This is a genomic window from Parabacteroides sp. KHUB-02 (assembly GCF_056640955.1).
Genome location: NZ_JBWQEV010000001.1, coordinates 719,769 through 746,533 on the forward strand (window position 1 = coordinate 719,769; position 26,765 = coordinate 746,533).

22 protein-coding genes are annotated in these 26,765 nt (G+C 47.8%); 15 read left to right on the plus strand and 7 right to left on the minus strand.

Annotated features, from left to right (window positions below; all coding sequences use genetic code 11):
- Positions 1 to 36: 36 nt before the first annotated feature.
- The gene (locus ACYIA1_RS03265) at positions 37 to 852 is read left to right on the plus strand and encodes a helix-turn-helix domain-containing protein (protein ID WP_034532280.1); all 816 of its coding nucleotides are present in this window, start codon (positions 37 to 39) and stop codon (positions 850 to 852) included.
- On the opposite strand, the gene ACYIA1_RS03270 is transcribed toward ACYIA1_RS03265, so the two are convergent.
- Positions 849 to 1,724 carry an arginase family protein gene (locus ACYIA1_RS03270; protein ID WP_413639431.1) on the minus strand — a complete coding sequence of 292 codons (876 nt, stop codon included), beginning with the start codon at positions 1,722 to 1,724 and terminating at the stop codon, positions 849 to 851. The two genes, ACYIA1_RS03265 and ACYIA1_RS03270, sit on opposite strands and share 4 nt — an antisense overlap.
- A 172-nt stretch (positions 1,725 to 1,896) precedes the next feature.
- Between ACYIA1_RS03270 and ACYIA1_RS03275 the strand changes: the two genes are divergently transcribed.
- The gene (locus ACYIA1_RS03275; protein ID WP_480334355.1) at positions 1,897 to 4,149 is read left to right on the plus strand and encodes a GH92 family glycosyl hydrolase; all 2,253 of its coding nucleotides are present in this window, start codon (positions 1,897 to 1,899) and stop codon (positions 4,147 to 4,149) included.
- 60 nt (positions 4,150 to 4,209) lie between these two features.
- On the opposite strand, the gene ACYIA1_RS03280 is transcribed toward ACYIA1_RS03275, so the two are convergent.
- Positions 4,210 to 4,344 carry a hypothetical protein gene (locus ACYIA1_RS03280; protein WP_005858250.1) on the minus strand — a complete coding sequence of 45 codons (135 nt, stop codon included), beginning with the start codon at positions 4,342 to 4,344 and terminating at the stop codon, positions 4,210 to 4,212.
- 133 nt (positions 4,345 to 4,477) lie between these two features.
- Between ACYIA1_RS03280 and ACYIA1_RS03285 the strand changes: the two genes are divergently transcribed.
- Genes ACYIA1_RS03285 through ACYIA1_RS03300 form a run of 4 tightly spaced genes read left to right on the plus strand, consistent with a single transcriptional unit; the run spans position 4,478 to position 9,637 of the window.
- Positions 4,478 to 5,476, plus strand: a complete 999-nt coding sequence (locus ACYIA1_RS03285; protein ID WP_057325977.1) for an isoaspartyl peptidase/L-asparaginase family protein — start codon at positions 4,478 to 4,480, stop codon at positions 5,474 to 5,476.
- Between the two features lie 33 nt (positions 5,477 to 5,509).
- Positions 5,510 to 6,880: a DNA repair protein RadA gene (gene radA / locus ACYIA1_RS03290; protein WP_005858247.1), complete on the plus strand. Its 1,371-nt coding sequence runs from the start codon at positions 5,510 to 5,512 to the stop codon at positions 6,878 to 6,880.
- Positions 6,881 to 6,893: 13 nt separating this feature from the next.
- Entirely contained in the window at positions 6,894 to 8,498 is a 1,605-nt protein-coding gene (locus ACYIA1_RS03295) for an NAD(P)/FAD-dependent oxidoreductase (protein ID WP_008774174.1), read from the plus strand.
- Positions 8,499 to 8,515: 17 nt separating this feature from the next.
- The gene (locus ACYIA1_RS03300) at positions 8,516 to 9,637 is read left to right on the plus strand and encodes a glycoside hydrolase family 43 protein (protein WP_480334359.1); all 1,122 of its coding nucleotides are present in this window, start codon (positions 8,516 to 8,518) and stop codon (positions 9,635 to 9,637) included.
- On the opposite strand, the gene ACYIA1_RS03305 is transcribed toward ACYIA1_RS03300, so the two are convergent.
- Together ACYIA1_RS03305 and ACYIA1_RS03310 are read right to left on the minus strand one after the other, a co-directional pair.
- A complete protein-coding gene (locus ACYIA1_RS03305) occupies positions 9,631 to 10,020 on the minus strand; it encodes a hypothetical protein (RefSeq protein WP_005866180.1) in 390 nt (129 codons plus the stop codon). The genes ACYIA1_RS03300 and ACYIA1_RS03305 overlap by 7 nt on opposite strands.
- Positions 10,021 to 10,032: 12 nt before the next feature.
- A complete protein-coding gene (locus ACYIA1_RS03310; RefSeq protein WP_008779516.1) occupies positions 10,033 to 10,842 on the minus strand; it encodes a peptidylprolyl isomerase in 810 nt (269 codons plus the stop codon).
- Positions 10,843 to 10,950: 108 nt separating this feature from the next.
- Here ACYIA1_RS03310 and ACYIA1_RS03315 point away from each other — a divergent pair, with 108 nt between their 5' ends.
- The 3 genes from ACYIA1_RS03315 (at position 10,951) to ACYIA1_RS03325 (ending at position 14,679) form a co-directional block, all read left to right on the plus strand.
- Complete coding sequence (locus ACYIA1_RS03315) at positions 10,951 to 12,627, plus strand: putative transporter (RefSeq protein ID WP_008774178.1); 1,677 nt, start codon at positions 10,951 to 10,953, stop codon at positions 12,625 to 12,627.
- Positions 12,628 to 12,871: 244 nt separating this feature from the next.
- Entirely contained in the window at positions 12,872 to 13,723 is an 852-nt protein-coding gene (locus ACYIA1_RS03320; protein ID WP_480336310.1) for an ROK family protein, read from the plus strand.
- Between the two features lie 44 nt (positions 13,724 to 13,767).
- A complete protein-coding gene (locus ACYIA1_RS03325) occupies positions 13,768 to 14,679 on the plus strand; it encodes a ThuA domain-containing protein (protein WP_121773359.1) in 912 nt (303 codons plus the stop codon).
- A 97-nt stretch (positions 14,680 to 14,776) separates the two neighbouring features.
- Here ACYIA1_RS03325 and ACYIA1_RS03330 read toward each other — a convergent pair whose 3' ends face one another.
- Both ACYIA1_RS03330 and recJ read right to left on the minus strand, forming a co-directional pair.
- Positions 14,777 to 16,693 (minus strand): RecQ family ATP-dependent DNA helicase, encoded by a 1,917-nt coding sequence (locus tag ACYIA1_RS03330; RefSeq protein WP_480334362.1) that lies wholly within the window; start codon positions 16,691 to 16,693, stop codon positions 14,777 to 14,779.
- Positions 16,694 to 16,702: 9 nt separating this feature from the next.
- Entirely contained in the window at positions 16,703 to 18,427 is a 1,725-nt protein-coding gene (gene recJ, locus ACYIA1_RS03335; RefSeq protein WP_480334364.1) for a single-stranded-DNA-specific exonuclease RecJ, read from the minus strand.
- A gap of 223 nt (positions 18,428 to 18,650) precedes the next feature.
- On the opposite strand from recJ, the gene ACYIA1_RS03340 reads away from it, so the two are divergent.
- Genes ACYIA1_RS03340 through ACYIA1_RS03360 form a run of 5 tightly spaced genes read left to right on the plus strand, consistent with a single transcriptional unit; the run spans position 18,651 to position 23,779 of the window.
- Positions 18,651 to 19,211 (plus strand): L-threonylcarbamoyladenylate synthase, encoded by a 561-nt coding sequence (locus ACYIA1_RS03340; RefSeq protein WP_008774182.1) that lies wholly within the window; start codon positions 18,651 to 18,653, stop codon positions 19,209 to 19,211.
- A gap of 2 nt (positions 19,212 to 19,213) precedes the next feature.
- Positions 19,214 to 20,614, plus strand: a complete 1,401-nt coding sequence (locus tag ACYIA1_RS03345) for a sugar transferase (RefSeq protein ID WP_480334367.1) — start codon at positions 19,214 to 19,216, stop codon at positions 20,612 to 20,614.
- 1 nt (position 20,615) lies between these two features.
- Positions 20,616 to 22,400 (plus strand): chloride channel protein, encoded by a 1,785-nt coding sequence (locus ACYIA1_RS03350; protein ID WP_480334369.1) that lies wholly within the window; start codon positions 20,616 to 20,618, stop codon positions 22,398 to 22,400.
- 30 nt (positions 22,401 to 22,430) lie between these two features.
- Positions 22,431 to 23,405 (plus strand): methionyl-tRNA formyltransferase, encoded by a 975-nt coding sequence (gene fmt, locus ACYIA1_RS03355; RefSeq protein ID WP_005866196.1) that lies wholly within the window; start codon positions 22,431 to 22,433, stop codon positions 23,403 to 23,405.
- The gene (locus ACYIA1_RS03360; RefSeq protein WP_005866200.1) at positions 23,405 to 23,779 is read left to right on the plus strand and encodes a YbaN family protein; all 375 of its coding nucleotides are present in this window, start codon (positions 23,405 to 23,407) and stop codon (positions 23,777 to 23,779) included. The genes fmt and ACYIA1_RS03360 overlap by 1 nt, the downstream gene beginning before the upstream one ends.
- Before the next feature lie 71 nt (positions 23,780 to 23,850).
- Here ACYIA1_RS03360 and ACYIA1_RS03365 read toward each other — a convergent pair whose 3' ends face one another.
- Entirely contained in the window at positions 23,851 to 25,317 is a 1,467-nt protein-coding gene (locus ACYIA1_RS03365; RefSeq protein WP_005858216.1) for a catalase, read from the minus strand.
- Positions 25,318 to 26,304: 987 nt separating this feature from the next.
- On the opposite strand from ACYIA1_RS03365, the gene bamJ reads away from it, so the two are divergent.
- Positions 26,305 to 26,706, plus strand: coding sequence for a BamJ family beta-barrel-assembly machinery protein (gene bamJ, locus ACYIA1_RS03370; protein WP_005866204.1), 402 nt, complete (start codon positions 26,305 to 26,307; stop codon positions 26,704 to 26,706).
- Positions 26,707 to 26,765 lie beyond the last annotated feature (59 nt).

Sequence of the window (26,765 nt, forward strand, 5' to 3'; positions counted from 1 at the left end):
TTCTGTATCTTTACTCTGTAAACAAGAGAACTGATTATGAATACGGATATCCTATTTGCTGACAACCTCGATGATATGATTTCCGGGAGTTTTGACCGGTATTGTACACATGCGCTTTGTCGTGAGGGTGAAGCTTCATTCCTGATGACGGGCGAATGGTTTCGGATGAGGAAAGGGGATTGCGTTATATTTACTCATAATGAACTTATATCTAAGATAGAGATAAGCGACGATTTTCAGGTAACGGTACTTTATATCTCGAACAGTTTTTCATTCAAGAATATCCCTCGAAATGATTATGACGTGATAGGAAAGTTGACACTACTCCGTAACCCGATCATGTCGCTTACAGAGCGAGAACAGCGGATATTTATGGAAGATATTGAACTTATCCGCAGGCGGTTGACGGACCATACGCATCGTTTTCATGACGAACTAATCGGTTGTTTGGCTAAAACTTTCGTGCTCGACCTTTACGATTTCCATGCACGAATTTATGAATCTCCTTCTGTATCGGAACAAAATGCCGTGTTGATGGAGCGATTTATAAATCTGCTAAAAGCGGGGGATTATCGAAACCACAGGGAAGTATCCTATTACGCTTCACGGCTCTGCATTACGCCTAAATACCTTACGGAAGTTTGTAAGAAAGCAAGCGGATTTACAGCTAATTACTGGATAGACCGTTTCACCATCTCCCGGATTACCCACTTGCTTTCAGACAAGAACCTGACATTGAAAGAAATCTCAGACAATATGAATTTCTCTTCTTTGTCCTTTTTCAGCCGTTACGTGCAACGATTGCTGAAAGTCTCACCATCAGAATACCGGAACGGCAATCTGATTACTTAAGCTTTTAACAGTGGTAATTGACTCAACATATTCCTAAGCTTAATCGCTATCCGTGGCATAGGTTCGGCGACGGTAAGCCCTACTAGATCGTATTCGGACGCAATGTCATTGATGACACGTACTACCTCGTTTATTTTCATCCCGTTCGGTTCTACGCCGACCCCGGCTATCATATCCGCCGGATCAATGACATCCATATCGAAATGGATGACAACCTTGGAAGCACCTGTCCCTTTCAGCCATTCGAGGATAAGCGAGCTATCAGCCGCCACTTCTTCCGGAGATAAACCTTTTATACCTAATTCTTTCTGCCGTTCCTTCATACCCTCGTCCCACGAGCGTAAACCTACGATTAAACTATTCGAGATCTTGAACTTTCCCGGTAATAATTGAAGAATCTCCTCATCACCCATCCCTAGACAGGCCGTAAGGGCCATCGCATGATATCCCTTATACTCGTCATACGGCAAGTTTATATCCGGATGCGCGTCTATCCAGACAATTGCGATATCATCCGGGTATTTAGCGGCCAGATAGGTGAAGGGCACGACACTCACCGAACATTCGCCCCCTAAAGTGACGATCTTTTCCGGAGTGTTTTCATGTAATAATTCAAGGGCCGCTTTTGTTTGTTTCAGAATAATCTTACGGGCGCTGACCCCTAGATCCGTTTCCCTATCGTTTATATCTAGTGAGATGGGTACTTCCACGGTTTTCTGGGGACTTGGGGGAGCGAGGATATTGAGTAATTGAGCACCAAGGTAATACCCTCTGGAAGCGTCGTCCGCAGGAAGGTCGGGCATCCAATGATTCACGATCCCACCTTGCCATTGGGGATAGATCAAACGAAGTGTTGATGTTTTATCTTCCATGTTATCGTAGTTTTTGTACAAAGTTAAAGGATTCCACCGAATTCTCGTCTTGATGAAAAAAGATTTTCTCCTTGATGAAAAAAGATTCTCATCATAATGAAAAAAGATTTTCACCCCGATGAAAATAGAAAGTTTTCCCCGTAAACTGTTTCTCTTTCGAAATAATTTATGTATGTTTGCTCAAACTCAAAACGAATTGCATAACATGAAGCACATGTCTATATTGGCGGTCTCTTTGCTGGCACTCGTGGCCTGCACGCCTGAAAAGAAACAGGAGGCGGATTACTCGCAGTATGTGAACCCCATGATCGGTACGGATTTTACCGGCAATACCTACCCGGGAGCCCAAGTTCCTTTTGGTATGGTACAATTGAGCCCGGATAACGGTTTGCCGGGTTGGGATCGCATCTCGGGGTATTTCTATCCGGATACGACGATCGCCGGCTTTAGCCATACGCACCTTTCCGGTACGGGGGCAGGCGATTTATACGATATCTCTTTTATGCCCGTGACCCGTCCTTATAAAGAGGCCCCTGCGCCGTTAGGCATTTACTCCACGTTCTCGCATAATGACGAGGCGGCTTCCGCAGGATATTACCGGGTATTGCTGAAGGATTATAACATTAACGTGGAGCTTACGGCTACCGAGCGTTGCGGTATCCAGCGGTATACCTTCCCGGAGGCCGAGGCTTCGGTATTCTTGAACTTGAAGAAGGCGATGAATTGGGACTTTACCTTGGATTCCAAGATCGAGGTGGTAGACTCTACGACGATCCGTGGATACCGCCTATCCCAAGGCTGGTCTCCCTTGCAGCATGTTTATTTCGAGACCCGTTTCTCTAAGCCTTTCGTGGCTTGTCATATGGATACGACTTCTATCGTGACCAAGGAAAAAGGTTGGATCGGTACGGCCTATGTGGCCCGTTTCGATTTCAATACGAAGAAGGATGAGGAAATCCTTGTCACGACCGGAATCTCTGGCGTCAGCATGGAGGGAGCGGGAAAGAATTTGCGTGCGGAAGCCCCGAAGGATGATTTCGATTACTATCAAGCGCAGGCTAGCGCAAATTGGAACCGACAGCTTTCCAAGATTGAGGTGAAGAGCCGGAATACGGACGATATGGTGAAATTCTATACGGCCTTGTATCATTCCATGATCGCCCCGACGATCTATAGCGACGTGGATGGTTCTTATTACGGCCCGGATCAGCAAATCCATAAAGCGGACGGATGGACGAATTACTCTACTTTCTCTTTATGGGATACCTACCGTGCCTCCCATCCGTTGTTTACGTATACGGAGCCGGAACGGGCGAATGATATGATCAAGGGTTTCTTGAAGTTCTATGAGCAGAACGGGGCTTTGCCTTTATGGAACCTTTATGGCTGGGAAACGAATATGATGATCGGTTATCATGCGGTGCCCGTTATCGTAGACGCTTATCTGAAAGGTATCGGTGATTTCAATGCCGAGAAAGCGCTGGAGGCTTGTATAGCGACAGCCAACCGGGATGACTATCGGGGTATCGGCGATTATAAGAAGTTGGGCTACGTACCGGCTTATAGCGATCCGAAAAAATGGGAGAACTGGTCTTTATCGAAGACTTTGGAGTATGCCTACGATGATTATTGCATCGCTAAGATGGCCGAGAAGATGGGTAAGAAAGAGATCGCCGACAAATTCTTTAAACGTTCACAGAATTATCATAATGTGTACAATCCGGCAACTTCCTTTATGCAGCCTCGTGATGAGAAAGGAAACTTTGCCGCTAATTTCAGCCCCGATGATTATACGGAAGATATTTGCGAGAGCAATGGTTGGCAATATTTCTGGTCCGTGCCGCAAGATCTGGACGGTTTGATCGGATTGGTAGGAAGTAAGGAACGTTTCGCCGAGAAATTGGATAGTATGTTTACCTATGTCCCCAAATCGGATGAGGAATTGCCTATCTTTAGTACAGGCATGATCGGTCAATATGCGCATGGAAATGAGCCGAGCCATCATGTGATCTACTTATATAATAAGGTCGGCCAGCCTTGGAAGACTCAGAAATACGTGGCTCAGGTATTACATGATTTGTATCTGAATGCCCCGGACGGTATTTGCGGTAATGAGGACTGTGGGCAGATGTCCGCTTGGTTTGTGTTTAGCGCCATGGGATTCTACCCGGTTGATCCGATCAGTGGCCAATATGAGATCGGCTCCCCGTTGTTCCCGGAAGTGAAGATGCATGTAGGTAATGGCAAGACCTTTACGGTTTTGGCTCCCGAGGTCTCTGCGGAGAATATTTATATCCAATCCGTGAAGCTGAACGGACAACCTTATGATAAGAGTTATATCACCCACGAGCAAATCATGAGCGGGGCGACATTGGAGTTCGTCATGGGTAGCCAGCCGGGACCGGTATGGTATACGAACGAATGAAATAGCTCTCTATGATATAATGAAGAGAAGTGCCGTGGTCATATCGCCATGGCACTTTTTTTAATCCGGCTCATGCGAATCTTTCCCATAAGCCTTGACAATATCCTTTACGATGTACCAGAGTACGAACACTACCATTATGCTTCCGATCAATATCTTTCCCACTCTTATGATAGAATCGATGTATTCTTCCATAATGTTATTATTTAAGAGATTACCGTTCGAGGTAAATGTACGGATAAAAATCGGGAAATAAGTCTATGTCTCTAAGATAATTCAGATATTTGTTCTATTTTTGAACATTGTATAAATGATTAAATATAATAGCATGTTAAAACAAATGATAGCCTTGACGGCTTTGATGGTGTCATCCATTGCTTTTGCGCAAGACCGGGAGTATGTAATCGTGGTACATGGTGGTGCGGGGGCGATGGCCGGATTGGAGGAAGATCCGGTTAAGTCGGCTCAATATTACGCCGCATTGGACTCCGCTTTAATGATTGGAGATAAGGTCCTTTCTGCGGGAGGCGAGGGGCCGGAAGCGGTGATGGCCGTAATCAATTACTTCGAGGGAAATCCGTTGTTTAACGCCGGAATTGGTGCTACCTGTACGGCGGAGGGAACTTTTGAGTTGGACGCTTCCATCATGGAAGGCAAGGATTTAAGCGCAGGCGCTGTAGCTGGCTTAAAACACGTGAAGCATCCGATCAATGCCGCCTATGCCGTAAAGGCAAAATCTCCGCATGTCATGCTGAGCGGAGCTGGTGCCGAGGAGTTCGCCAAGGAACAAGGCTTGGAAATGGTAGAAGACAATATGTATTTCGCTACGCCCAAGACGATGGGGTGGATCGAGAAGTTAAAGCAAGAAAGTAAGAAGAACGGTACGGTAGGCTGTGTCGTTCTGGATAAACAAGGAAACTTAACGGCCGGGACCAGTACCGGCGGTATGTTCAAGAAACGTTGGGGGCGTATCGGTGATTCGCCCGTGATCGGGGCGGGAACGTATGCGGATAATAACAGTTGCGCTGTCTCCTGTACGGGGCATGGCGAGTATTTTATCCGTCATGCGGTAGCGTTCGATGTGTGTGCCCGCTATAAATACCTTAAGGAAAGCGTAGAGAAAGCGGCGGATTATATCATCCATACGGAATTGAATACGAACGCCGGCAACGGCGGCTTGATCGCCGTGGATAAACTAGGAAATATCGCCATGCCTTATAACAGTGGCGGCATGTTCCGCGGATTCTTGTATAAGGAGAAAGGTCGTCCGGAAATTAAGAAGGGCTGCGGTATCGGAAAGAAGATCGTTGTAGTAGGGGAAAAGTAGTTTTTTGTATCTTTACGCCAAATTCAAGATAGAATGGCGAAAACAAAAACCGTATATGTCTGCTCTAACTGTGGCGCTGATTCCCCGAAATGGCTGGGTAAATGCCCGAATTGTGGGGAGTGGAACACCTATGTAGAGGAGATCGTAACAAAGGAGCCTGCCGTGAAGCGGCCAGTTCCCGGTATTATGGAGGGCAATAAGATCCGTCCGGTGTTATTGCGTGATATAACGACGGAAGAGGAGGCCCGTATCGATTTAAAAGATGATGAATTAAACAGGGTCCTCGGCGGAGGCTTGGTGAAAGGCTCTTTGGTCTTGATCGGGGGAGAGCCGGGAATCGGAAAATCTACCTTGGTCTTGCAAACCGTGTTGGGCTTGACAGGCTTGAAAACCCTATATGTCTCGGGCGAGGAGAGCAGTCGCCAGTTGAAACTCCGGGCGGACCGATTATCGCATGATAATCCGAACTGTTTCATCTTATGCGAGACACATCTGGAACAGATTTTTACGCAAGCGGCCAATATCCAGCCGGACTTGATGATCATAGATTCCATACAAACCATCTTTACGGAAGTCGTGGAATCTTCCCCCGGCAGTGTTTCCCAAGTACGCGAGTGTAGCGCCGCTATCTTGAAATACGCCAAGGAAAGCGGTGTCCCGGTCTTATTGATCGGCCATATCAATAAGGAAGGCAGTATCGCCGGTCCGAAGGTATTGGAGCATATCGTGGATACGGTGTTGCAGTTTGAAGGCGATCAGCATTATATGTATCGTATCTTGCGGAGCATCAAGAACCGTTTCGGCAGTACGGCGGAACTAGGGATTTACGAGATGCGCCAGAACGGGCTTCGTGAGGTCAGCAATCCATCCGAGTTATTATTAACCCAGAATCATGAGGGACTGAGCGGTGTCGCCATCGCCGCCGCTATCGAGGGGGTACGTCCTTTCTTGATCGAGACGCAAGCCTTGGTCAGCTCGGCGGTTTACGGTACGCCGCAACGTAGCGCCACCGGATTCGATTTACGCCGAATGAATATGTTATTGGCGGTATTGGAGAAAAGGGCGGGTTTTAAGTTGATCCAGAAAGATGTTTTCCTGAATATCGCCGGAGGTTTGAAAGTGAATGATCCGGCTATCGATTTGGCGGTAATTAGCTCCATCCTTTCCTCTAGCTTGGATATCAGCATCGAGCCGGGTGTTTGTATGGCCGGAGAGGTAGGCTTGTCCGGAGAGATCCGTCCGGTCAACCGTATTGAGCAACGTATCTTGGAGGCGGAGAAGCTGGGTTTCTCCCGGATTATCATTCCGCATAATAATCTAAAAGGTTTCGATACGGCGAAGAGCAAGATTCAAATCGTACAGGTAAAGAAAGTGGAGGAAGCCTTTCGGCAACTATTCGGTTAATATATAATAAACAATGATAAAAGAATTACAACTCAGGATATTGCCGGAAGAGGCTGTTAATGAGCAATCGCTAAGGCAAGTAGTAGCCCGTGAGACGGGTGAGGCTCCGAAAAATATCCGGGCCGTACGTGTATTGAAACGTTCGATAGACGCACGCCAGCGAACGATATTTGTCAACGTGAAACTGCGTGTTTTCATGAACGAGATGCCTAGCGAGCCGGAATATCAATCGATAGAGTATAAAGATGTCTCGGCAGGGAAACCTGTGATCGTCGTAGGAGCCGGTCCGGGAGGTCTGTTCGCCGCCTTGCGCTTGATAGAGTTAGGTTTGCGCCCCATCATCGTCGAGCGAGGTAAGGACGTGCGGGAACGCAAGAAAGATATCGCCTTGATCAGTCGTGAGCATAAGGTGAACGGAGAATCAAATTATAGTTTTGGTGAGGGCGGTGCCGGCGCTTATTCTGATGGAAAGCTGTATACCCGTAGCAAGAAAAGAGGTTCGGTAGATAAGATACTGAATATCTTTTGCCAGTTTGGGGCAAGTCCCTCTATCTTGGCGGATGCCCATCCGCATATCGGAACCGATAAGCTCCCCCGTGTGATCGAGAATATCCGGGAGCAAATCAAGCGATGCGGAGGTGAGGTACATTTCGAGACCCGTATGGATGCTTTTATCATGAAAGAGAACGAGGTGATCGGCATCGAGACGAATACGGGAAAGAGCTTTTACGGGCCTGTTATCTTAGCTACCGGCCATTCGGCCCGTGATGTCTATAACTATTTATACGAACGCCAGATCCAGATCGAGGCGAAAGGGATCGCGGTCGGTGTTCGTCTGGAACATCCTCAGGAATTGATCGACCAAATCCAGTATCATCGGAAAGAAGGTCGTGGAAAATATCTTCCTGCGGCAGAGTATAGTTTTGTGACGCAAGCGAATAACCGGGGCGTCTATTCCTTCTGTATGTGTCCGGGAGGTTTCGTAGTTCCTGCGGCGAGCGGACCTAAGCAGGTCGTGGTAAATGGAATGTCGCCTTCCAACCGGGGTTCCCGCTGGTCTAACTCAGGGATGGTGGTAGAGATCCGTCCGGAAGATTATTCCGAACTGGTAGGGCAGGAGGAGCTTTATCTTCGGAATGGCGAGAAGGTAGATGCGGATTCCCCATTAGCGTTGATGGCCTTTCAAGAACGTCTGGAAGAGGTCTGCTGGCTAAACGGAGGCATGAAGCAAACGGCACCCGCCCAGCGCATGGATGATTTCATGCGGAAGAAGAACTCTTTCGATTTACCGGTTTCCTCGTATACGCCGGGTCTGCTGGCCTCTCCGTTGCATTTTTGGATGCCGGAATTTGTGACCAGTCGCCTGCGGGAAGGTTTCCGTTATTTCGGTAAGGTCTCTAGAGGCTTCTTGACCAACGAGGCAACCATGATCGGCGTAGAGACCCGTACATCCGCTCCGGTTCGTATCCTCCGTGATCGGGATACCTATCAACACGTCACGGTAAAAGGTCTTTTCCCTTGCGGTGAGGGAGCGGGGTATGCGGGAGGAATCGTATCCGCCGCCATCGACGGGGAACGTTGTGCGGAAGGAGTGTATAATTTAGAATCCAATAAATAAGAAAAATGAAAAGTGGTATGAAAATAGGAATATCCCTTTGTCTGGGAGTTCTTATGTGTTTGAATGCGGGTTGTACGGGAAAGAAGTCTGCCGCGGAAGAGCCCGAGTTAACGTACAGTAATCCTTTGTCGGTCCAGTTTGGCGATCCATACGTATTGTTGGCCTCGGACGGACGTTATTATATGTATGGTACCGGTGCCGGGGCTGTAGACGGTTTTTGCGCCTATTCTTCCGATGATTTGATCCATTGGAAGTTGGAAGGGCAGGTTTATCGGGGCAATACGCCCGATTCTTGGGCAATCGCTAATTTCTGGGCGCCGGAAGTGTACGAGCGTGACGGGAAGTTCTATATGTTCTTCAGCGCGGATTGGCGGAAGAATCCGACCAACGAGGAGGAAAATTTCCGTATCGGCGTAGCTGTGTCGGATAAGCCGACCGGACCATTTAAGGAATTGGCCGATGCTCCTTTGTTCGATCCGGGATATCCTGTAATCGACGGAAACTTGATCGAGGATGAGGATGGCCGTACCTATCTCTATTATTCCCGTTGTTGCTATAAGCATCCGGTAGAAAGCGAGATCGCCGATGAGGCAAAGAAGAAAGGCATGTTCGACTTCGTTGAGGAAAGCTGGATTTACGGGGTGGAGGTCGCTCCGGATCTTACGCACGTAATTGGGGAACCCGTACTTCTGCTGCGTCCACCCGTAAAATTGGATGATGCGCAAAGTGAATGGGAAAGTCGCTCGGTTACCAAAGGGGAGGTCGGACGTCGTTGGACGGAAGGCTCTTTCATGCTACGTCACAACGGCTTGTATTATATGATGTATTCCGCTAATTATTTTGGCGGGGCAAATTATGCGGTGGGATATGCCGTGTCCGAACATCCGTTAGGACCGTTTGAGAAGGCTTCTAATAATCCGGTGCTGGAGAAGAACGTGGAAAAAGGCGGTATCGTCACGGGTACCGGACATAATAGCGTTACTTGGTCGAAGGACGGAAAACAAATGTATTGCGTTTACCACGGGCGTACCCAGAAGACAGGGGATGAGCGGGTCGTATTCATCGATAAAATGCGAATCGATGAGAATGGCCTTCTAGTCGTGGAAGGCCCTACCACCGATCCGCAATCTGTTCAATAGTTATTTATCTCTTCCAGCAACGCCACTCGTTCCAATGAGAACGTAGTGTCGTTGCGTTGGATATATTCCAATAGCTCTTTCGCTCTTGCCCGGAGTTTTTTACCTTGCGCCTCCGGCAAAAGGAAACTTTCTTCCAGCAAGGTCTTGGTCGCTAGCTCCATGCGTTGGAGGCCGCACGAATCATCACCGTCCAGATAAGTGCGGATGCCGTCGATAGGCGTGTTCAGCAAGAAATCGTTATCCAGTTTTAAGGATGTGTAGACGGATTGGATTAACTCGGGGTTCTTGCGTGCCCCATCGTTGGAATTACGATTGAAGATGATCTGGGCGATCACTTTGCCCAGTTCCTCGATCTGTACCATGATGAAATCTCTCTTTAACATAGGAGTGGTGAATTATTCGATCGTTATACTTTGGATGCGGATGTCTTTCTTCGGACGGTCATTCTGGTCTTTCGGCTGGGTAGCGATCTGATCCAGAACGTCGAACCCCTCCGTCAGCTCCCCGAAGATCGTATAGGTGCCGTCTAGATGATGGCAACCGCCTACGGTGGTATAAGCCTTCCGTTGCTCATCCGTAAATAGCAAATGCCCGGGAGTTGCTTGAATAACGGAGTCTATCTGGGCGTTGATCATTCTCAATCGCTTCTGGTATTCCCGTTTGTTACTCATCTTTATCATATTCAACTCGGCACGGACCGGCGCGTAAAACTCCTTCAGGGCCTTTTGCCGGGCCGGATAGTTGGCGGTACGCTCTAACGTATCCAGTTCGGTTTCCCTATAGACCTTCCCCTGCACGATAAAAAATTGCGACATGTCCGATTTCTTTTGCGGGTTGACATCGTCCGGTTGGCGGGGAGCGGCCAAGGCTCCTTTCTTATGGAAATATTTCTCGTTGATCTCGGGCAGGATCTCGGCGGAGGGATCGCCAAAGCCGCATTTGGCACCGGCGGGAGCATTCTTGGAATCCGGGGCTCCTCCTTGGATCATAAACTCCGGCAGGACACGGGTGAATAAGGTCCCGTTGAAATCTCCCCGTTTCGCCCGTTCGATAAAAGTACGGGTGTGATTAGGCACATCATCGTACAGGATGGCCTTCATAGTACCTACATTGGTTTTAATAACTACCGTTTTTCCAGCTTCTTGCGCCGAGGTGGCTACCACGCAAAGGAACAGTGCTGATAAAATGTAATATATCTTTTTCATGTAATTTTAATTTGGAAGGTAAATATAGGTGTTATGTTGTAAAACACAAAGTAAATGCCTAACTTCGCGTCTTTATTAATAGGTAATAAGATTTTTAAAGATTTTAGCATGGATTGGATAAACGACTTATTATGGGGAGAAGGTATCGGGCATTCTATCCTTTTACTATCTTTCGTGATTGCCGCCGGCATTCAGTTGGGAAAGATAAAGGTGTTTGGGATTTCGCTTGGGATTACCTTGGTGTTGTTTGTAGGTATTATTTTAGGGCATTTGGGGTTTACGGTTAACCACAATGTGATTCATTTCTTTAAGGAATTTGGATTGATCTTATTTGTTTATTCGGTAGGTATGCAAGTCGGGCCGGGTTTCTTCTCGTCTTTTAGGCAGGGTGGAATCACGTTGAATATGCTTGCCTGTGGAATTGTCTTCCTTGGCGTGGCTACGGCTTTGGTATTGCATTTCGTGACAGGTATTCCGATGCCTACGATGGTGGGTATTTTATCGGGGGCGGTGACGAATACCCCCGGATTAGGTGCGGCTCAGCAGGCTTATTCCGATATGTACGGGGTTTCTGATAATACGATCGCCTTGGGTTACGCCGTGGCTTATCCGCTGGGCGTGATCGGTATTATTCTTTCGATCATTTTCGTACGTTACGTATTCCGTGTGAATTTCGATAAGGAGAATGACGATTTGAATAAGGAGGATGCCTCGCATACGAATGAGGCGAAACCGATCTCGCTGGTCGTAAAGAACCCTGCGGTTTTCGGTAAGACGGTAGGGGAGTTATCCGGTTTGATGGATCATCTGGATTTCGTGATTTCCCGTGTATGGCGTAATGATAACAAGCAGATCGAGATCGCTTCCGCCGGTACGATCTTGAATGAGGATGATAAGATTTTCGTGATCACGACTGATCAAGATGCCGAGTCCGTAAAGACATTCATCGGCGAGGAGATCGATATGGAGCGCAAGCAATGGATTCGTATGGAGAGCCAGTTTATCAACCGCCGTATCTTGATCACGAAACCGGAGTTGAACGGCAAGAAGCTGGGGCAGTTGAAACTGCGTAAATTATATGGCATCAATATCACCCGTATCAACCGTGCGGGCGTGGACTTGGTCGCTACGCCGGGCCTGACGTTGCAAGTGGGTGATCGTGTGAATGTGGTGGGTACCGAAACCGCTGTCTCCAATGTGGAGAAGGTATTGGGTAACTCCATGAAACGCTTGAACGAGCCGAATTTGATCACGATCTTTATCGGCATTGCCCTCGGTATTGTCTTGGGTAGTATTCCTATCACGTTCCCGGGCATTCCGCAACCGGTTAAGTTAGGTTTGGCGGGAGGTCCGCTGATCGTGGCTATCTTGATTAGCCGTTTTGGTTACCGTTATAAGCTGGTTACCTATACGACCCAGAGCGCTAACTTGATGTTGCGTGAGATCGGTATCACCCTCTTCCTCGCTTGCGTGGGTATCAGCGCCGGCGATGGTTTTGTGGATACGATCGTGAACAACGGTGGATTCGCTTGGATCGGTTACGGTTTCATTATCACGACGGTTCCTTTACTGATCATCGGTTGTGTAGGCCGCTATTTCTATAAGATCAATTATTTCACCTTAATGGGCTTGATCGCCGGTAGTACGACGGATCCGCCCGCTTTGGCTTACTCGAACGCTACGGCTGGAAACGACGCTCCTTCCGTAGGTTACGCAACGGTATACCCATTGACCATGTTTTTGCGGGTGCTTACGGCGCAATTATTGATCTTGTTCTTCGCTTGATGCGGTAGTTATAATGGTGCCGTCTTACACGTATACCGGCATTGCCTCACACGTATATCGACGTTGGCCTATGCGAACGTAGGCGTGAGGCGATGTCGGTATACGTGCTGGATGGAGTTGACGCCGGGGAAAATAAAAAGCATAGATGTATTAAATTTACCAGTTTAAAAGGCAATGTTATTCGTAGCATTGCCTTTTTTGTTAGCTTTGTGGGAGTATAATCTAATTTAATATCGTGGAAAGAATGAGTGTAGAGAAGAAAAACGCTTATATCGGAGTGGATTTAGGGGGGACGAATATGCGTGCCGGCCGTATCGCAGGGGATCGATTAGTGGCTCAGGGGAACGCCCCGACTCCCCAGGACGCTGCGGATTGCGTGGAGACATTGGAGGCTTTGATAGAGGTGATCCGTTCCGTGTGGGACGAGGGCGTGGTAGCTATCGGTATCGGTGTGCCGAGCGTGGTGGATCGTGAGAAGGGGATCGTATATAACGTAGTGAATATCCCGCATTGGGAAGAGGTACATTTGAAGGAGATCTTGGAGGCTCGCTTCTCCGTGCCGGTTTATGTGGATAACGACGCGAATTGCTTCGCTTTGGGTGAGCGTATCTTTGGCGACGGAAAGACGGTTGATAACTTCGTGGGCCTCACCTTGGGTACAGGCTTGGGGGGTGGAATTATCCAGAAAGGCAAGCTGCTGGCCGACGCTAATTGTGGCTCGGGAGAGTTTGGCATGATTCCCTACCAAGGACAGATCTTGGAATATTTCTGTAGCGGTTCCTATTTCATGAACGTATGGGGCGTGGATGGGAAGGAGATGTACACCCGTGCGATGCGGAAGGACGAGCAGGCGCTGGAGGCTTATCGGCAGTTGGGCGTACATGTGGCCGCCGCTATCAAGATCGTGGTATTGACGGTAGATCCGGAGATGATCGTCTTCGGAGGCTCGGTGACCTCCGCCCATGAGTTGTTTGAGGAGAGCATGTATGAGGACTTGAAGGATTTCGCTTATCCGAACTCTATCAAGAACTTGAAGATACGTTTCTCTAAGCTGGAGAATCCGGGGCTATTCGGTGCCGCTTCCCTTTGTTATTAAATAAAGACGGATAATTTATAGTTTACTTAAATCTTATTCATACCATGAGACATGTATTTTGTAGGAAGATCGTTTTCCTTTTGGCCGCTTTACTGGTTGTATGTGGCATGTCGGCCCGTAAGCCGATCAAGACGTTATTAATAACGGGGCAGAATAACCATAATTGGCAGGTGAGCCATGTGGTGCTTAAACAGATATTGGAGAACTCGGGACGCTTCTCCGTGGATTTTGCGGTCTCTCCGGAGGCGGGGAAGGATATGTCCGGCTTTGTCTTGGATTTTAGTCCTTACGAGCTGGTGGTGCTGGATTATAATGGGGATGCTTGGCCGGAAGAGACAAACCGTCGTTTCTTGGAATATGTGCAAGGAGGTGGTGGTGTCGTGATCTATCATGCCGCTGATAACGCCTTCGTGAACTGGCCGGAATACAATAAGATTTGTGCCTTGGGCGGTTGGGAGAACCGGGATGAGAAAGCGGGACCCTATGTATATTGGAGCGATGGTAAGTTGATAAAGGATAGCTCGGCGGGCGTGGGTGGCTCTCATGGCAAGCAACATGAGTATGTGCTGAATGCCCGGAACCATGAGCATCCGATCATGAAGGGGCTGCCGAATAAATGGAAACATGCGCAGGATGAGTTATATGATCGTATGCGTGGCCCGGGAAATATAAAGGATTGCTTGTATACCGCTTATTCGGACAAGGAGACCGGAGGCTCCGGTCGTGAGGAGCCGTTGATCTTTACGGTTGATTATGGGAATGCCCGTATATTCCATACGATGCTAGGGCATGCGGGGGAAACGGTAGAGAATTGTCCGGCTATGCAATGCGCCGGCTTCCAGATCACCTTGTTAAGAGGTGCGGAATGGGCCGCTACCGGCAAGGTAACCCAAAAGGTTCCCACTGATTTCCCGACGGAAAAACAAGTATCTAATCGGAGTAATTATAAGCGGTGATACTTGGTTTATTAGAATGCCCATTGTAAGCTCCTTATGATGGGCATTCTAGCAAGCTAACAATGGGCATTCTAAGGAGCTTACGATGGGCATCGTGCTATTTTGCTGAATCCTCGTGCGATAGATAGCCGTCGCTTAATGTGAATCGGGGATCTTGATCCGCCAGAAAGCGGATGGCCGTGAGGCTTTTCTCTTGAGGGAAAGGTAATTTCTCAATAAGCTCTTTCACGGGGATAGGGGATTCCTCGGCCAATACCTTTACGAGACTTTCCCGGATAGCGCTGAATTCCCAATTCATAAGCTGTGATTCATGCTTCGATAAGCATACGTCGCAACAGCCACAAGGGGCGGAATCTTCCTCGCCGAAATAGGATAGGAGCATGCGGCTACGGCATACCCGCTCCTCGTTGATATATTCCAGCACCTTCTCGATCCGTTTCCCGAAACGCTCCTTGCGTTCCTCATACGCCGAGCGGGGTATGGAAAGATACCGCTGTTCCTCCCGGGTCTGGGTATAGATAATCAACGGGGTTTTCTTATGCGGGATGTAGTTTACGATCCGGTATCTGGATAAACCTACCAAGGTCTCATACACCTCGTGAGGCGTTACTCTCGCACGGGTAGCGATTACGCTCTCATCTATATAAACATAATCCGCAAATAACCCGGTGTAAGAACGCAAGATCGTCTGAATCACCTCATCCGTTCGCTTGTTCTCACTTAAATACCTGTAAAGCTCGTCACGGGTAGCCGTGAACATCAGGCGGGAAGCGTTGTCCACCTCCTCCGTATACTCGATATAGCCCGATAGCCCAAGGATCTTCAAGGCATGATGCGCTTGCAATAAAGAGAACTTATAAGCGGAACAAAAATCCGTTAACGAGAAATCGTGTACCGTGTCTAGCCCGTACCCTACGGCGATCTGGTAATAATTACCCAACGCCTCATAGACCCGGTAGATAAACTCCTTGTCCGGAAACTCATCCGCCAGCCGTTTCTTTAGCTTGGCGCTATCCGTGGAGGAACAAAGAGCCACGGCGAAGGCTTTCTTCTCATCACGCCCCCCGCGTCCGGCCTCTTGATAATATTCCTCCAACGATCCCGGCATATCCATATGCACGACCAATCGTACGTCCGGCTTATCGATACCCATACCAAAAGCGTTGGTCGATACGATTACCCGGCACTCGTTGTTTTTCCAACGGGCCTGACGCAGTTCTTTCTCGTCACGGTTTAATCCGGCATGGAAGAAATCGGCGGAGATACCCGCCTGTTGCAGCATGACGGCGATCTCCTTGGTGCGTTTCCGATTGCGGACATATACGATGGCCGTACCCGGAACTTTTCCCAATATATAAACGAGTGTATTTAACTTATCTTCCGTCTTCCGGACAATATAAGCCAGATTTTTGCGGGCGAAGCTCTTTTGAAATACGTTCTTCTCCTTGAACCGCAGACGCTCTTGTATGTCATTCACCACTTCCGGGGTAGCCGTGGCGGTCAAGGCCAATACCGGAACACGCGGCAATAAGTCCCGGATCTCAGCGATATTGAGGTAAGAAGGACGGAAATCATATCCCCATTGCGAGATACAGTGACTCTCGTCGATCACTAGCAGACAAACTTGCATGGCCTCCATCTTGATCCGGAAAATATCCGTACTAAGCCGCTCCGGGGAGACATACAAAAACTTATACCCTCCGAAGATGCAATTCTCCAGTTGCGTGATAATCTCTTGCCGGCTCATGCCCGAATAAATAGCCGTAGCCTTGATGCCGACCCGGCGTAAGTTCTCCACTTGGTCTTTCATCAAGGCGATCAAGGGAGTGACGACGATGCAAATCCCTTCCATCGCCAAGGCCGGCACCTGAAAGGTGATGGATTTACCACCACCTGTAGGCATCAGCCCAAGCGTATCTTTTCCGGCACAGACGGAATGGATAATATCCTCCTGCAAGGGGCGAAAAGCAGGGTATCCCCAATACTTCTCTAATATCTTATGGTAGACGTCCACCTGTCCTCCTCATATATCGTCGGGTTTGATGTCTTTGATCATCAGCTGGATAGAGGTGTTGCCGTTGTAGGTGTTCTCCTCCACCGTGTAGCAGATGTTGAAAGGCTTCATACCCTTGATATGGTCGTTGTGCCTGTGCATGCCGAAAGCGATGGCGTGCATGGGGATGCTTGAGTTTCCGTCGATCAATTCCAGCTTGAGATGCTCCAGTTCCTTACCCACGAGCTTACTGGTGCCGTAGTCCTTTACGCCAAGCGAGCAGAATACAGGCTTCTGGTTGTCCGGTCCGAACGGGCTCATCTTCTTTAGGTCGTTCACGAACTTCTGGTTGATCTCTTTCAAATCCAAGATAGCGTCGATATCGATCTGTGGGATCATCTGTTCCGGTATGATCTCCTCGGATGCGATCTTCAAGAAACGCTCGGTGAATGCCTCTAGGTTCTCCTCCCGAAGGGAAAGCCCGGCGGCGTAGGTATGTCCTCCGAAATTCTCCAATAAATCCCGGCAACTCTCTATCGCCTTGTAAATATCGAAACCCGTTACGGAACGTGCCGATCCGGTGATCAACTCGGACGATTTGGTAAGAACGACCGCCGGACGGTAATACTTCTCGGTCAAACGGGACGCTACGATACCGATCACGCCTTTGTGCCATCCCGGGTTATACACCACGATCGCCTTCCGGTCATCCATGTTCTCTACTTCGTCGATGACAGCGTTCGCCTCGTCGGTGATCTTCTTGTCCAATTCCCGGCGTTCCTCATTATATTGGTTGATGCTCTCGCTCTTCTCCCGGGCACTGGCGCTATCTTTGGACAGTAGCAGTTCCACCGCCTCCTTCCCGTTCATCATACGGCCGGAAGCGTTGATACGGGGACCGATCTTGAATACGATATCACTGATCGTGATCTCCTTTCCGGTCAATCCGCAGATATCGATGATCCCTTTCAGCCCGAGGCTGGGGTTGCTGTTCAATTGCTTCAGCCCGTAATAGGCGAGGATGCGGTTCTCTCCCGTAATCGGGACGATATCCGAGGCGATACTGACCGCCGTCAGTTCCAACAACTTCTCCAGATCCGAGAACGGGAAATTATTACTCTTGGCGAACGCCTGCATGAACTTGAATCCCACTCCGCAACCCGATAAATGCTCATACGGATAGATAGAATCCGAGCGCTTGGCATCCAATACGGCGACAGCGTCCGGCAAAGTGGCGTCCGGCATATGGTGGTCGCAAATAATAAAGTCGATACCTTTCTCCTTGGCGTACTCGATCTTCTCGATCGCTTTGATACCGCAATCCAGCGAGATAACCAGCGACACGCCGTTCTCGGCGGCATAATCGATACCCTTGTAAGAGATACCGTACCCCTCGTCGTACCGGTCCGGGATATAGAAATCCAAGGTAGACGAGTAAGGTCTTAAATACTTGAAGACGAGCGATACCGCTGTCGTTCCATCCACGTCGTAATCGCCGTAGATCAAAATCTTTTCTTTATTCCCCAAGGCTTTGTTCAAGCGCCTCACCGCCTTATCCATATCCGGCATAAGGAACGGGTCGTGCAAATCGTTCAAGCTGGGTTTAAAGAATTTCTTCGCCTCTTCGATCGAAGTGATACCTCGTTGAACGAGCAAGAGACAGATCACCGGGCTGAATCCTAATTCAGCCACCAATTGGTCTCTCTTATGTAACTCTTCTTCTGATGGGGTTTGAAAGTTCCATTTGTTAATCATTATATATTGTTTTTTTCTTTTTTGCTTGCCTGATACTACGGATACCTTGTCATCCTTAATCTACCGTATGACAAAGGCGAGATTTCCGCAATATATTTCAACCCGTAAAGTTAGAAATTAAATATGGTATATCCGGTATGGCTTAAAGAAAATAGTTTTTTTGTTATTATTTTTTTGAAGTAGGAGAATGATTCGTACATTTGCCTAAATATTATAAAATACAATGACGGAAGATATTAAAAAAGCTTGCGAAGTAATGGCCGCAGGCGGCATAATACTTTATCCTACAGACACTATCTGGGGAATTGGTTGCGACGCTACCAATGAAAAAGCCGTACAAAGAGTGTACGAGCTAAAGCGAAGGGCAGACAATAAGGCTATGTTGGTCTTGATGGACAGCGAGGCTAAATTGGATAGGTACGTGTCGGATGTTCCCGATATCGCTTGGGATTTGATTAGCGTGTCTGATAAGCCGTTGACCATCATTTACTCAAGTGCCAAGAACTTGGCGACAAATCTATTGGGAGCCGATGGTAGCGTGGGTATCCGCATCACGAACGAGGAGTTCTCCAAGAAATTGTGCGAGCGCTTCCGTAAACCCTTGGTCTCTACTTCCGCCAACGTAAGCGGCGAGCCTTCTCCCGCTAATTTCAGCGAGGTATCGGAGGTGATCAAGGAGGGTGTGGATTATATCGTGAGTTATCGTCAGGACGATATGAGCAAGGCCGCTCCGTCCGGCATTATCAAGCTAGGAGCCGGTGGGCTTGTGCAGGTAATTAGATAAGGATGAAGAAAAGCGTACAAGCCGGAAAATATATTGTCTCGGATTTTATAGCGTCGTCGGTAGTCTGGTTATTATTTAACCTGATACGCTATGAGGAGGTGGCGGTGTATGAAGGGTTTGATACCGTCGGGGCCTTTTTGCTGCATATCCCCTCGTTGAAGGGGCAGCTATTGATCCCGTTTTTTTGGTTCGTATTATATTGGTTTTCCGGTTATTATAATAAACCGTTCGGTAAGTCGAGGCTTACTGAGTTGTTCTCTACCCTTGGGAGCGTGTCGATCGGTGTCGTGATCTTGTTTTTTGCCTTGGTGCTGAATGACTTGCCCCGTTCCTATCATGTGTATTATGATATGTTTTTCTCTTTATGGGGATTGCAGTTTGTCTTGACGTATATTCCCCGGTTATTGATTACGCAGGCCGGGTTACGGAAGATAAAGTGCAGGGAATGGGCGTTGAACGTATTGATGATTGGGGCGGGGAAGAAGGCGGCGTGTATTGCCGACGACCTGTATGGGTTGGGTTATAATATCGTCGGTTTTGTCTCCGATGGTACGGAGAAAAAGGGCGGGGTCACCGGAGATCGTGTGATCGGTAGGCTGGAATCTTTGCCGGTGATCGTAGAGGAGAAAAAGGTGGATGAGCTGGTTGTCGCCTTGGAGACGGTGGATAATAGCCGTTTGATGGATATCCTGTATTCGTTATATTGCTATAAACGGCCGATCAAGATATTGGCGGATAAATCCAGTTCATTATCGCAAGTAAAGATCAAGGCGATAAAGGGCGTTCCGCTGGTGGACGTGACGGATAACAACTTCTTGCCCATCGAGCAGAATGTAAAGCTCTTTATGGATAAGATGTTATCTCTGATTTTCTTGGTGCTCTTATCTCCCTTGTTCCTGTATATCGCTTGGCGGGTGAAGCGGGATTCCCCCGGCCCGGTGTTTTTCAGTCAGGAACGGATCGGATACATGGGCGAGCCTTTCATGATCTATAAGTTTCGTACGATGTATACGAACGCCGAGGAAGAAGGTCCGTTGCTCTCTTCCGAGGACGATTCCCGTATCACTCCCTTCGGACGGGTGATGCGGAAATACCGCTTGGACGAGTTACCGCAGTTTTGGAACGTGCTGAAAGGGGATATGTCGCTAGTTGGCCCCCGTCCGGAACGTAAATATTTCATCGAGCGGATCGTGAGGAAAGCCCCCTTCTACTATCTGCTGCATAATGTACGTCCGGGAATCACCTCGTTGGGTATGGTGAAATATGGATATGCCGGCAGCGTGGATGAGATGATCGAGCGCTTGGAATATGATATATTATACTATGAGAATATGTCCTTGATTCTGGACATAACGATTCTCATTTATACAGTTAAAACAGTGTTTACAGGTAAAGGTATTTAAAATGGCTAACGAAGGGTTATTCTATAGATTGTTGTTATGGCGGGAAAAGCGCATCAAGGAGAAGCATTTTATCCTTATTATCAGCTTTATCGTGGGAATTTGCACAGCTGCGGCCGCTATCATATTGAAACAATTGATCCATTTCATACAACATGTATTGACGGGTAATTTCAGTGCTGACGGCGTGAACTATCTCTATTTGCTTTATCCGGTGATCGGTATCTTGTTGGCCGGCTTGTTCGTGAAATATATCGTGCGTGACGATATCGGCCATGGGGTGACGAAGATCTTGTATGCCATCTCGCAACGAAAGAGCCGTATCAAGCCGCATAATACATGGACGTCTATCGTAGCCAGTTCCGTGACGATCGGCTTTGGTGGATCGGTCGGGGCGGAGGCTCCTATCGTATTGACAGGGGCGGCTATCGGTTCTAATCTGGGACGGGTGTTCAGGATGGAGCAGAAGACGTTGATGTTGCTCGTGGGATGTGGTGCCGCCGGAGCGATCGCCGGTATCTTCAAGGCGCCTATCGCCGGGTTGGTGTTCGTGATCGAGGTATTGATGCTGGACCTTACGATGACTTCCGTGCTTCCTTTGCTGATCTCGTCGGTGACGGCGGCTACGATGTCTTATATCTTTACCGGTACCGAGGCGATGTTTAAGTTCTCTCAGACTGAGGCATTCGAGATCGAGCGTATTCCTTACGTGCTCTTGCTGGGTGTTTTTTGCGGATTGGTATCCCTTTATTTTACCCGTGTGATGAACAAGGTGGAAGGGATGTACCGGAAGTTGGGTACGTATTGGAAGAAGTTCATGTTGGGCGGCGTGATGCTGAGTATCTTGATATTCTTGTTCCCCCCGCTATATGGTGAGGGCTATGATACGATCGGCTCGTTGCTGAACGGGCAGTTCTCGCATATCATGGACAAGAGTTTGTTTTACGATCTGAACGATACGTATTTCGGGGTCTTGATCTTCTTGACCTTGATCTTGCTTACGAAGGTATTCGCTTCCAGCGCCACGAATGCCGGAGGGGGTTGCGGTGGTATCTTCGCTCCTAGTTTGTATCTGGGCTGTATCGCCGGTTTTATCTTTGCGCATACGTCTAATTATTTCCCGTTCACGATGTATATCTCAGAGAAGAATTTCGCTTTGCTGGGTATGGCGGGCATTATGTCCGGGGTGATGCACGCTCCTTTGACCGGTGTTTTCTTGATCGCCGAGCTGACGGGTGGGTATGATTTGTTCCTCCCCTTGATGATCGTCTCGATCAGTTCCTATATCACGATCCTTATGTTCGAGCCTCATAGCATCTACTCCATGCGTTTGGCGCAGAAAGGCGAGTTGTTGACGCACCATAAGGATAGGGCGGTGCTTACCTTGCTACGGGCGGATAGCGTGATCGAGAAAGATTTCCAGATGGTGTCTCCAGAGATGACGTTGGGCGATATGGTAAAGGTCATTTCCCGAAGTGGACGTAACACCTTTCCTGTCGTGGACGAGCGGGGCGTGTTGCTGGGTATCGTCTTGCTGGATAATATCCGGAATATCATGTTCCGTCCGGAGTTGTATAATCGTTTCCATGTATCGAAGTTCATGGTTTCCGCCCCGGCCAAGATCGTAATCAACACGCCGATGGATCAGATCATGCAGACGTTTGATGATACGAAAGCGTGGAATCTTCCGGTGGTCGATGAGAATGGCCATTATATCGGCTTTATGTCGAAATCGAAGATATTTAATTCCTATCGGGAGGTATTGGTCGATAACTTTTCCGGGGACTAACTTGTTAAAAACAGATCCAATTTATTGTATATGAAGAAAGAGGATTTACGAATCGTATATATGGGCACTCCCGATTTCGCCGTGGAGAGCCTGCGTGCCTTGGTAGAAGGTGGATATAATGTGGTAGGTGTCATTACGATGCCGGATAAGCCAATGGGCCGTCATGGTAGCGTGCTTCAGCCGAGCGCTGTGAAGCAATATGCCGTATCGGTGGGTCTTCCGGTCTTGCAGCCAGAGAAATTGAAGGACGAGGCATTTTTAGAGGAACTGCGTGCCTTGCGGGCGGATTTGCAGATCGTGGTGGCGTTTCGTATGTTGCCGGAGGTGGTCTGGAATATGCCCCGTCTGGGAACTTTTAATCTGCATGCCTCCTTGCTTCCGCAATACCGGGGCGCCGCTCCGATCAACTGGGCGGTTATCAATGGTGATACGGAGACCGGCGTGACTACTTTCTTTCTTACGCATGAGATTGATACGGGTAAGATCATCCGTCAGAAACATCTGCCGATCGCTGATACCGACGATGTAGAAACCGTTCACGATGCCTTGATGGCGATGGGGGCGGGGTTGGTTACCGAGACCGTGGACTTACTGTTGGATGGAAAAACAGACGCTATCCCTCAAGAGGAGTTCTATAAGGATGCCGCCGAGTTGCGTCCGGCCCCGAAGATATTCAAGGATACCTGTCATATCGACTGGAACCAACCGGTGAAGAAGATCTATGATTTCGTCCGTGGGCTTTCTCCTTATCCTGCCGCTTGGACGGAATTGATCTCAGCGGATGGCAAACGTATGGTCTTGAAGGTTTACCAGACGGAGAAGCGTCCGGCAACGCATAACTTCCCGGTAGGTTCTATCCATACAGATCATAAATCGTATATCGATGTGGCCGTGAAGGATGGTTTCCTTCGATTGCATTCCTTGCAACTTGCCGGAAAGAAACGGATGAATATAACGGACTTCTTGAACGGTTTCAAGCAAATCGCAGAATATACGGTTGGCTGATGAACGGGACGAGACGTATCATATACATTACGTTAGGAACGTTTTTTCTCATATTGGGAGCGATCGGCATCTTTGTCCCTTTGCTCCCGACCACTCCTTTTTGGTTACTGACTTGTTGGTTTTATGTCCGTAGCTCGGAGAGACTTTATAACCGGGTGATGAGCAATCGTTATTTCGGGCCGCATATTAAGGGCTTTGTGGAAGATAAGGCTATTCCTTTGCGTTCCAAGATTATCACGATCGCTATCATGTGGCTATCTACGATCATTACTTCCCTTTTGCTAGTCGGCTATTGGTGGGTGAAAGCTTTGTTAGGGCTTATCAGTATCGGGGTCTCATGGCATATCCTCTCTTATCCTACTAAAAAAGAATGAGATAACCTGTTCATCCATAGGATTACTGGGGTTATCCCTCTTTTATCGCTTTCTATCGTAGCCTTACTACTTTATCGGTCTTCTTTCAAGGCCTCTTCCAAGCTGATTCCTAGAGCTTCAGCTACTCCCTTACCGTAAGCAGGGTCTGCCTTGTAGCAATTGCGTACGTGGCGTTGCTTGATGAACAGTTGGGCGTTACCCATCGCACGGGCGGTATTTCCGAATAACAACTGTTGCTCTTCCGGCGGCATCAAACGGAATAAGGCACCCGGTTGGCTGTAATAATCATCATCATACTCACGCTCGTTGTAATTATAAACATCCCCGTGTACTTTCAAAGGCGGTTCCTTCTTCTCGGGAGAGTCTTTCCATTCGCCGAAGCTGTTAGGTTCGTAACCCTTTGCGGCTCCATAGTTTCCGTCTACACGCATCGCTCCGTCACGGTGATAGGCATGGAACGGACAGCGGGGCTTGTTCACCGGGATCTGCTCTAGGTTCACGCCAAGGCGGTAACGCTGGGCGTCGCCATAAGAGAATAGACGACCTTGTAACATCTTGTCTGGGGAGAAGCCGATACCTTCGACAGTATTCATCGGGTTGAATGCGGCTTGCTCCACGTCTTGGAAATAATTCTCCGGATTACGGTTCAACTCGAGGATACCGACATCCATTAACGGGAAGTCCTTATGCGGCCATACTTTCGTGAGGTCGAACGGGTTGATCGGATAGGTCTCGGCTTGCTCCTCAGTCATCAATTGGATCTGGAATTTCCATTTCGGGAAGTCCCCACGCTCGATACTCTCGAACAAATCACGCTGATGGGATTCACGATCCTTGGCGATGATCGCAGCCGCTTCCTCGTCACTCAAGTTCTTGATACCTTGCAGGGTTCTGAGATGGAACTTCACCCAGATACGTTCGTTCTTATTGTTGATAAAACTGTACGTATGGCTACCGAAACCATGCATATGTCGATAAGAGTAAGGAATGCCGCGAGAACTCATCGTAATCGTTACTTGATGCAGGGCCTCGGGAAGCAAAGTCCAGAAATCCCAGTTGTTATCCTCGCTTCGTAGATTCGTTTTCGGGTCACGTTTGACCGCATGATTCAAGTCCGGGAACTTTAGGGGATCACGCAAGAAGAATACGGGGGTGTTGTTGCCTACCAAGTCCCAGTTACCCTCCTCTGTGTAGAATTTCATGGCGAATCCACGGATATCACGCTCTGCGTCGGCTGCTCCGCGCTCTCCGGCTACGGTGGAGAAACGGACAAAGCAGTCAGTTTTCTTGCCTACCTCGCTGAAAATAGCCGCTTTCGTATACTTTGTGATATCATGTGTAACGGTAAAGGTACCGAATGCGCCGGAACCTTTGGCGTGCATGCGTCTTTCTGGGATCACTTCACGGTCGAAGTGCGCTAGCTTCTCAATGAACCAAGGGTCTTGTAATACCATCGGGCCACGTGGCCCCACTGTTTGTACGTTCTGATTGTCCGCAACAGGGCGCCCGTTGGCGGCAGTTAGTTTTTTGTCTTCCATAACTTTAGTTTTTATGTCGCAATAAAGAATTTTAGATAAAGTAATCTTTAAATAAAACTGTTTAGAAACAACAATTGTTTTTAACTTCTTGACAAAAATAAGATGTTGTTAGACAGTTGTCAAATAGTTAATATCTATAAATATATAGACGGGTAGTAGAAACTCAGTGGGGATAGGCGCATGAGTTATAAAAGTATCTTAGTTTCATCGCCCCATACACCTAAGATACTTCGCCAATGAACTTAGGATACTTTCTCTATGAAACTAAGATACCTTGTTTAAAAGGTATGGATACAAAAAAGCGGTTGTCTGGCAAGATGCCAAGCAACCGCGGTATGGTTTGAAAAAATCAAATGTTCACCTTCCCGGTAAAATGGGGTGTTACTTATTTATTGTAACCCCATTTCGTTAACTCCGACTGACCGATAGCAGCGAGTGATCTCAAGCAGCTATCCAAAAAATGTCTAATAAAACTTTTCATAGCTCATTTTCTTTTTAATTAATAAATCTGTGCCTTTCGACACGTTCTAAATCTCACATAACTTTTGAAGTCCGAGTAACGAATGAATTGAAAACCTAAACCTTTAACCTTTTAACCTATTACTAACCTAATCCCGGACTTCTGATAACCTTAACCTAAACCTTCCTCTTTTTCATCGTGAGGTTTACCACATGCGGTAAACCCAAATTGTCCAAGGTTGAAACCCTAGCAAATCGATGTAACGTTTAAACAATCTCTTTACCATATTTGCTTTACAATTATGTTTTACGACACAAATATACGGCGTTATTCCATACGTGGTATGTTTTATAGCATGTTTTTTGCGGATTCCTATGTTTTCTTGATCTATGATAAAAAAAGCGGGAATCAGATTCATATAATGATAGTATTTGAACGTTTGGCATGTCTATTGTGTTACCATGCCATTGCGTTTCTATTTCTATTTGCTACATTTGCGGAGCTAAATGTAAGATAATGTAATATATATGAGTAGAAAAGAGGAGTACAAAGAGAAGAATCTATTGTATTTGGACGAGATCGCTTCGGAAGAGGGAATCCGGACATTACCGTGTGGTATATTATATAAGGTAATACAAGCGGGTACAGGCAAAGTCTCTCCTAATCGGGAAAGCGTCGTTTCCGTACATTATAAAGGAACGTTGATTAACGGAAGGGAATTTGATAACTCATGGAAACGGGGTTGCCCGGAAGCCTTTCGCTTGAACCAAGTGATTGAAGGCTGGCAATTGGCTCTTCAAGAAATGCGGGTAGGGGATAGATGGATAATCTATATCCCTTACAATTTTGGTTATGGTAATCGTGCCTCGGGTCCGATCCCTGCTTTCTCCACATTAATATTTGAGGTAGAGTTGTTGGGAATCGCCTAATTCCAATCATAGAATATATAATAATGTATTTGAAGGGAGTAAAAAAGAATAGCCATGGC

What these genes read in the sequence shown, in the direction of transcription:
- ACYIA1_RS03265 (WP_034532280.1), top strand. Translation starts at nt 37, where the DNA reads ATGAATACGGATATCCTATTTGCTGACAACCTCGATGATATGATTTCC.
- ACYIA1_RS03270 (WP_413639431.1), bottom strand. Translation starts at nt 1,724, where the DNA reads ATGGAAGATAAAACATCAACACTTCGTTTGATCTATCCCCAATGGCAA.
- ACYIA1_RS03275 (WP_480334355.1), top strand. Translation starts at nt 1,897, where the DNA reads ATGTTTGCTCAAACTCAAAACGAATTGCATAACATGAAGCACATGTCT.
- ACYIA1_RS03280 (WP_005858250.1), bottom strand. Translation starts at nt 4,344, where the DNA reads ATGGAAGAATACATCGATTCTATCATAAGAGTGGGAAAGATATTGATC.
- ACYIA1_RS03285 (WP_057325977.1), top strand. Translation starts at nt 4,478, where the DNA reads ATGTTAAAACAAATGATAGCCTTGACGGCTTTGATGGTGTCATCCATT.
- radA (WP_005858247.1), top strand. Translation starts at nt 5,510, where the DNA reads ATGGCGAAAACAAAAACCGTATATGTCTGCTCTAACTGTGGCGCTGAT.
- ACYIA1_RS03295 (WP_008774174.1), top strand. Translation starts at nt 6,894, where the DNA reads ATGATAAAAGAATTACAACTCAGGATATTGCCGGAAGAGGCTGTTAAT.
- ACYIA1_RS03300 (WP_480334359.1), top strand. Translation starts at nt 8,516, where the DNA reads ATGAAAATAGGAATATCCCTTTGTCTGGGAGTTCTTATGTGTTTGAAT.
- ACYIA1_RS03305 (WP_005866180.1), bottom strand. Translation starts at nt 10,020, where the DNA reads ATGTTAAAGAGAGATTTCATCATGGTACAGATCGAGGAACTGGGCAAA.
- ACYIA1_RS03310 (WP_008779516.1), bottom strand. Translation starts at nt 10,842, where the DNA reads ATGAAAAAGATATATTACATTTTATCAGCACTGTTCCTTTGCGTGGTA.
- ACYIA1_RS03315 (WP_008774178.1), top strand. Translation starts at nt 10,951, where the DNA reads ATGGATTGGATAAACGACTTATTATGGGGAGAAGGTATCGGGCATTCT.
- ACYIA1_RS03320 (WP_480336310.1), top strand. Translation starts at nt 12,872, where the DNA reads ATGAGTGTAGAGAAGAAAAACGCTTATATCGGAGTGGATTTAGGGGGG.
- ACYIA1_RS03325 (WP_121773359.1), top strand. Translation starts at nt 13,768, where the DNA reads ATGAGACATGTATTTTGTAGGAAGATCGTTTTCCTTTTGGCCGCTTTA.
- recJ (WP_480334364.1), bottom strand. Translation starts at nt 18,427, where the DNA reads ATGATTAACAAATGGAACTTTCAAACCCCATCAGAAGAAGAGTTACAT.
- ACYIA1_RS03340 (WP_008774182.1), top strand. Translation starts at nt 18,651, where the DNA reads ATGACGGAAGATATTAAAAAAGCTTGCGAAGTAATGGCCGCAGGCGGC.
- ACYIA1_RS03345 (WP_480334367.1), top strand. Translation starts at nt 19,214, where the DNA reads ATGAAGAAAAGCGTACAAGCCGGAAAATATATTGTCTCGGATTTTATA.
- ACYIA1_RS03350 (WP_480334369.1), top strand. Translation starts at nt 20,616, where the DNA reads ATGGCTAACGAAGGGTTATTCTATAGATTGTTGTTATGGCGGGAAAAG.
- fmt (WP_005866196.1), top strand. Translation starts at nt 22,431, where the DNA reads ATGAAGAAAGAGGATTTACGAATCGTATATATGGGCACTCCCGATTTC.
- ACYIA1_RS03360 (WP_005866200.1), top strand. Translation starts at nt 23,405, where the DNA reads ATGAACGGGACGAGACGTATCATATACATTACGTTAGGAACGTTTTTT.
- ACYIA1_RS03365 (WP_005858216.1), bottom strand. Translation starts at nt 25,317, where the DNA reads ATGGAAGACAAAAAACTAACTGCCGCCAACGGGCGCCCTGTTGCGGAC.
- bamJ (WP_005866204.1), top strand. Translation starts at nt 26,305, where the DNA reads ATGAGTAGAAAAGAGGAGTACAAAGAGAAGAATCTATTGTATTTGGAC.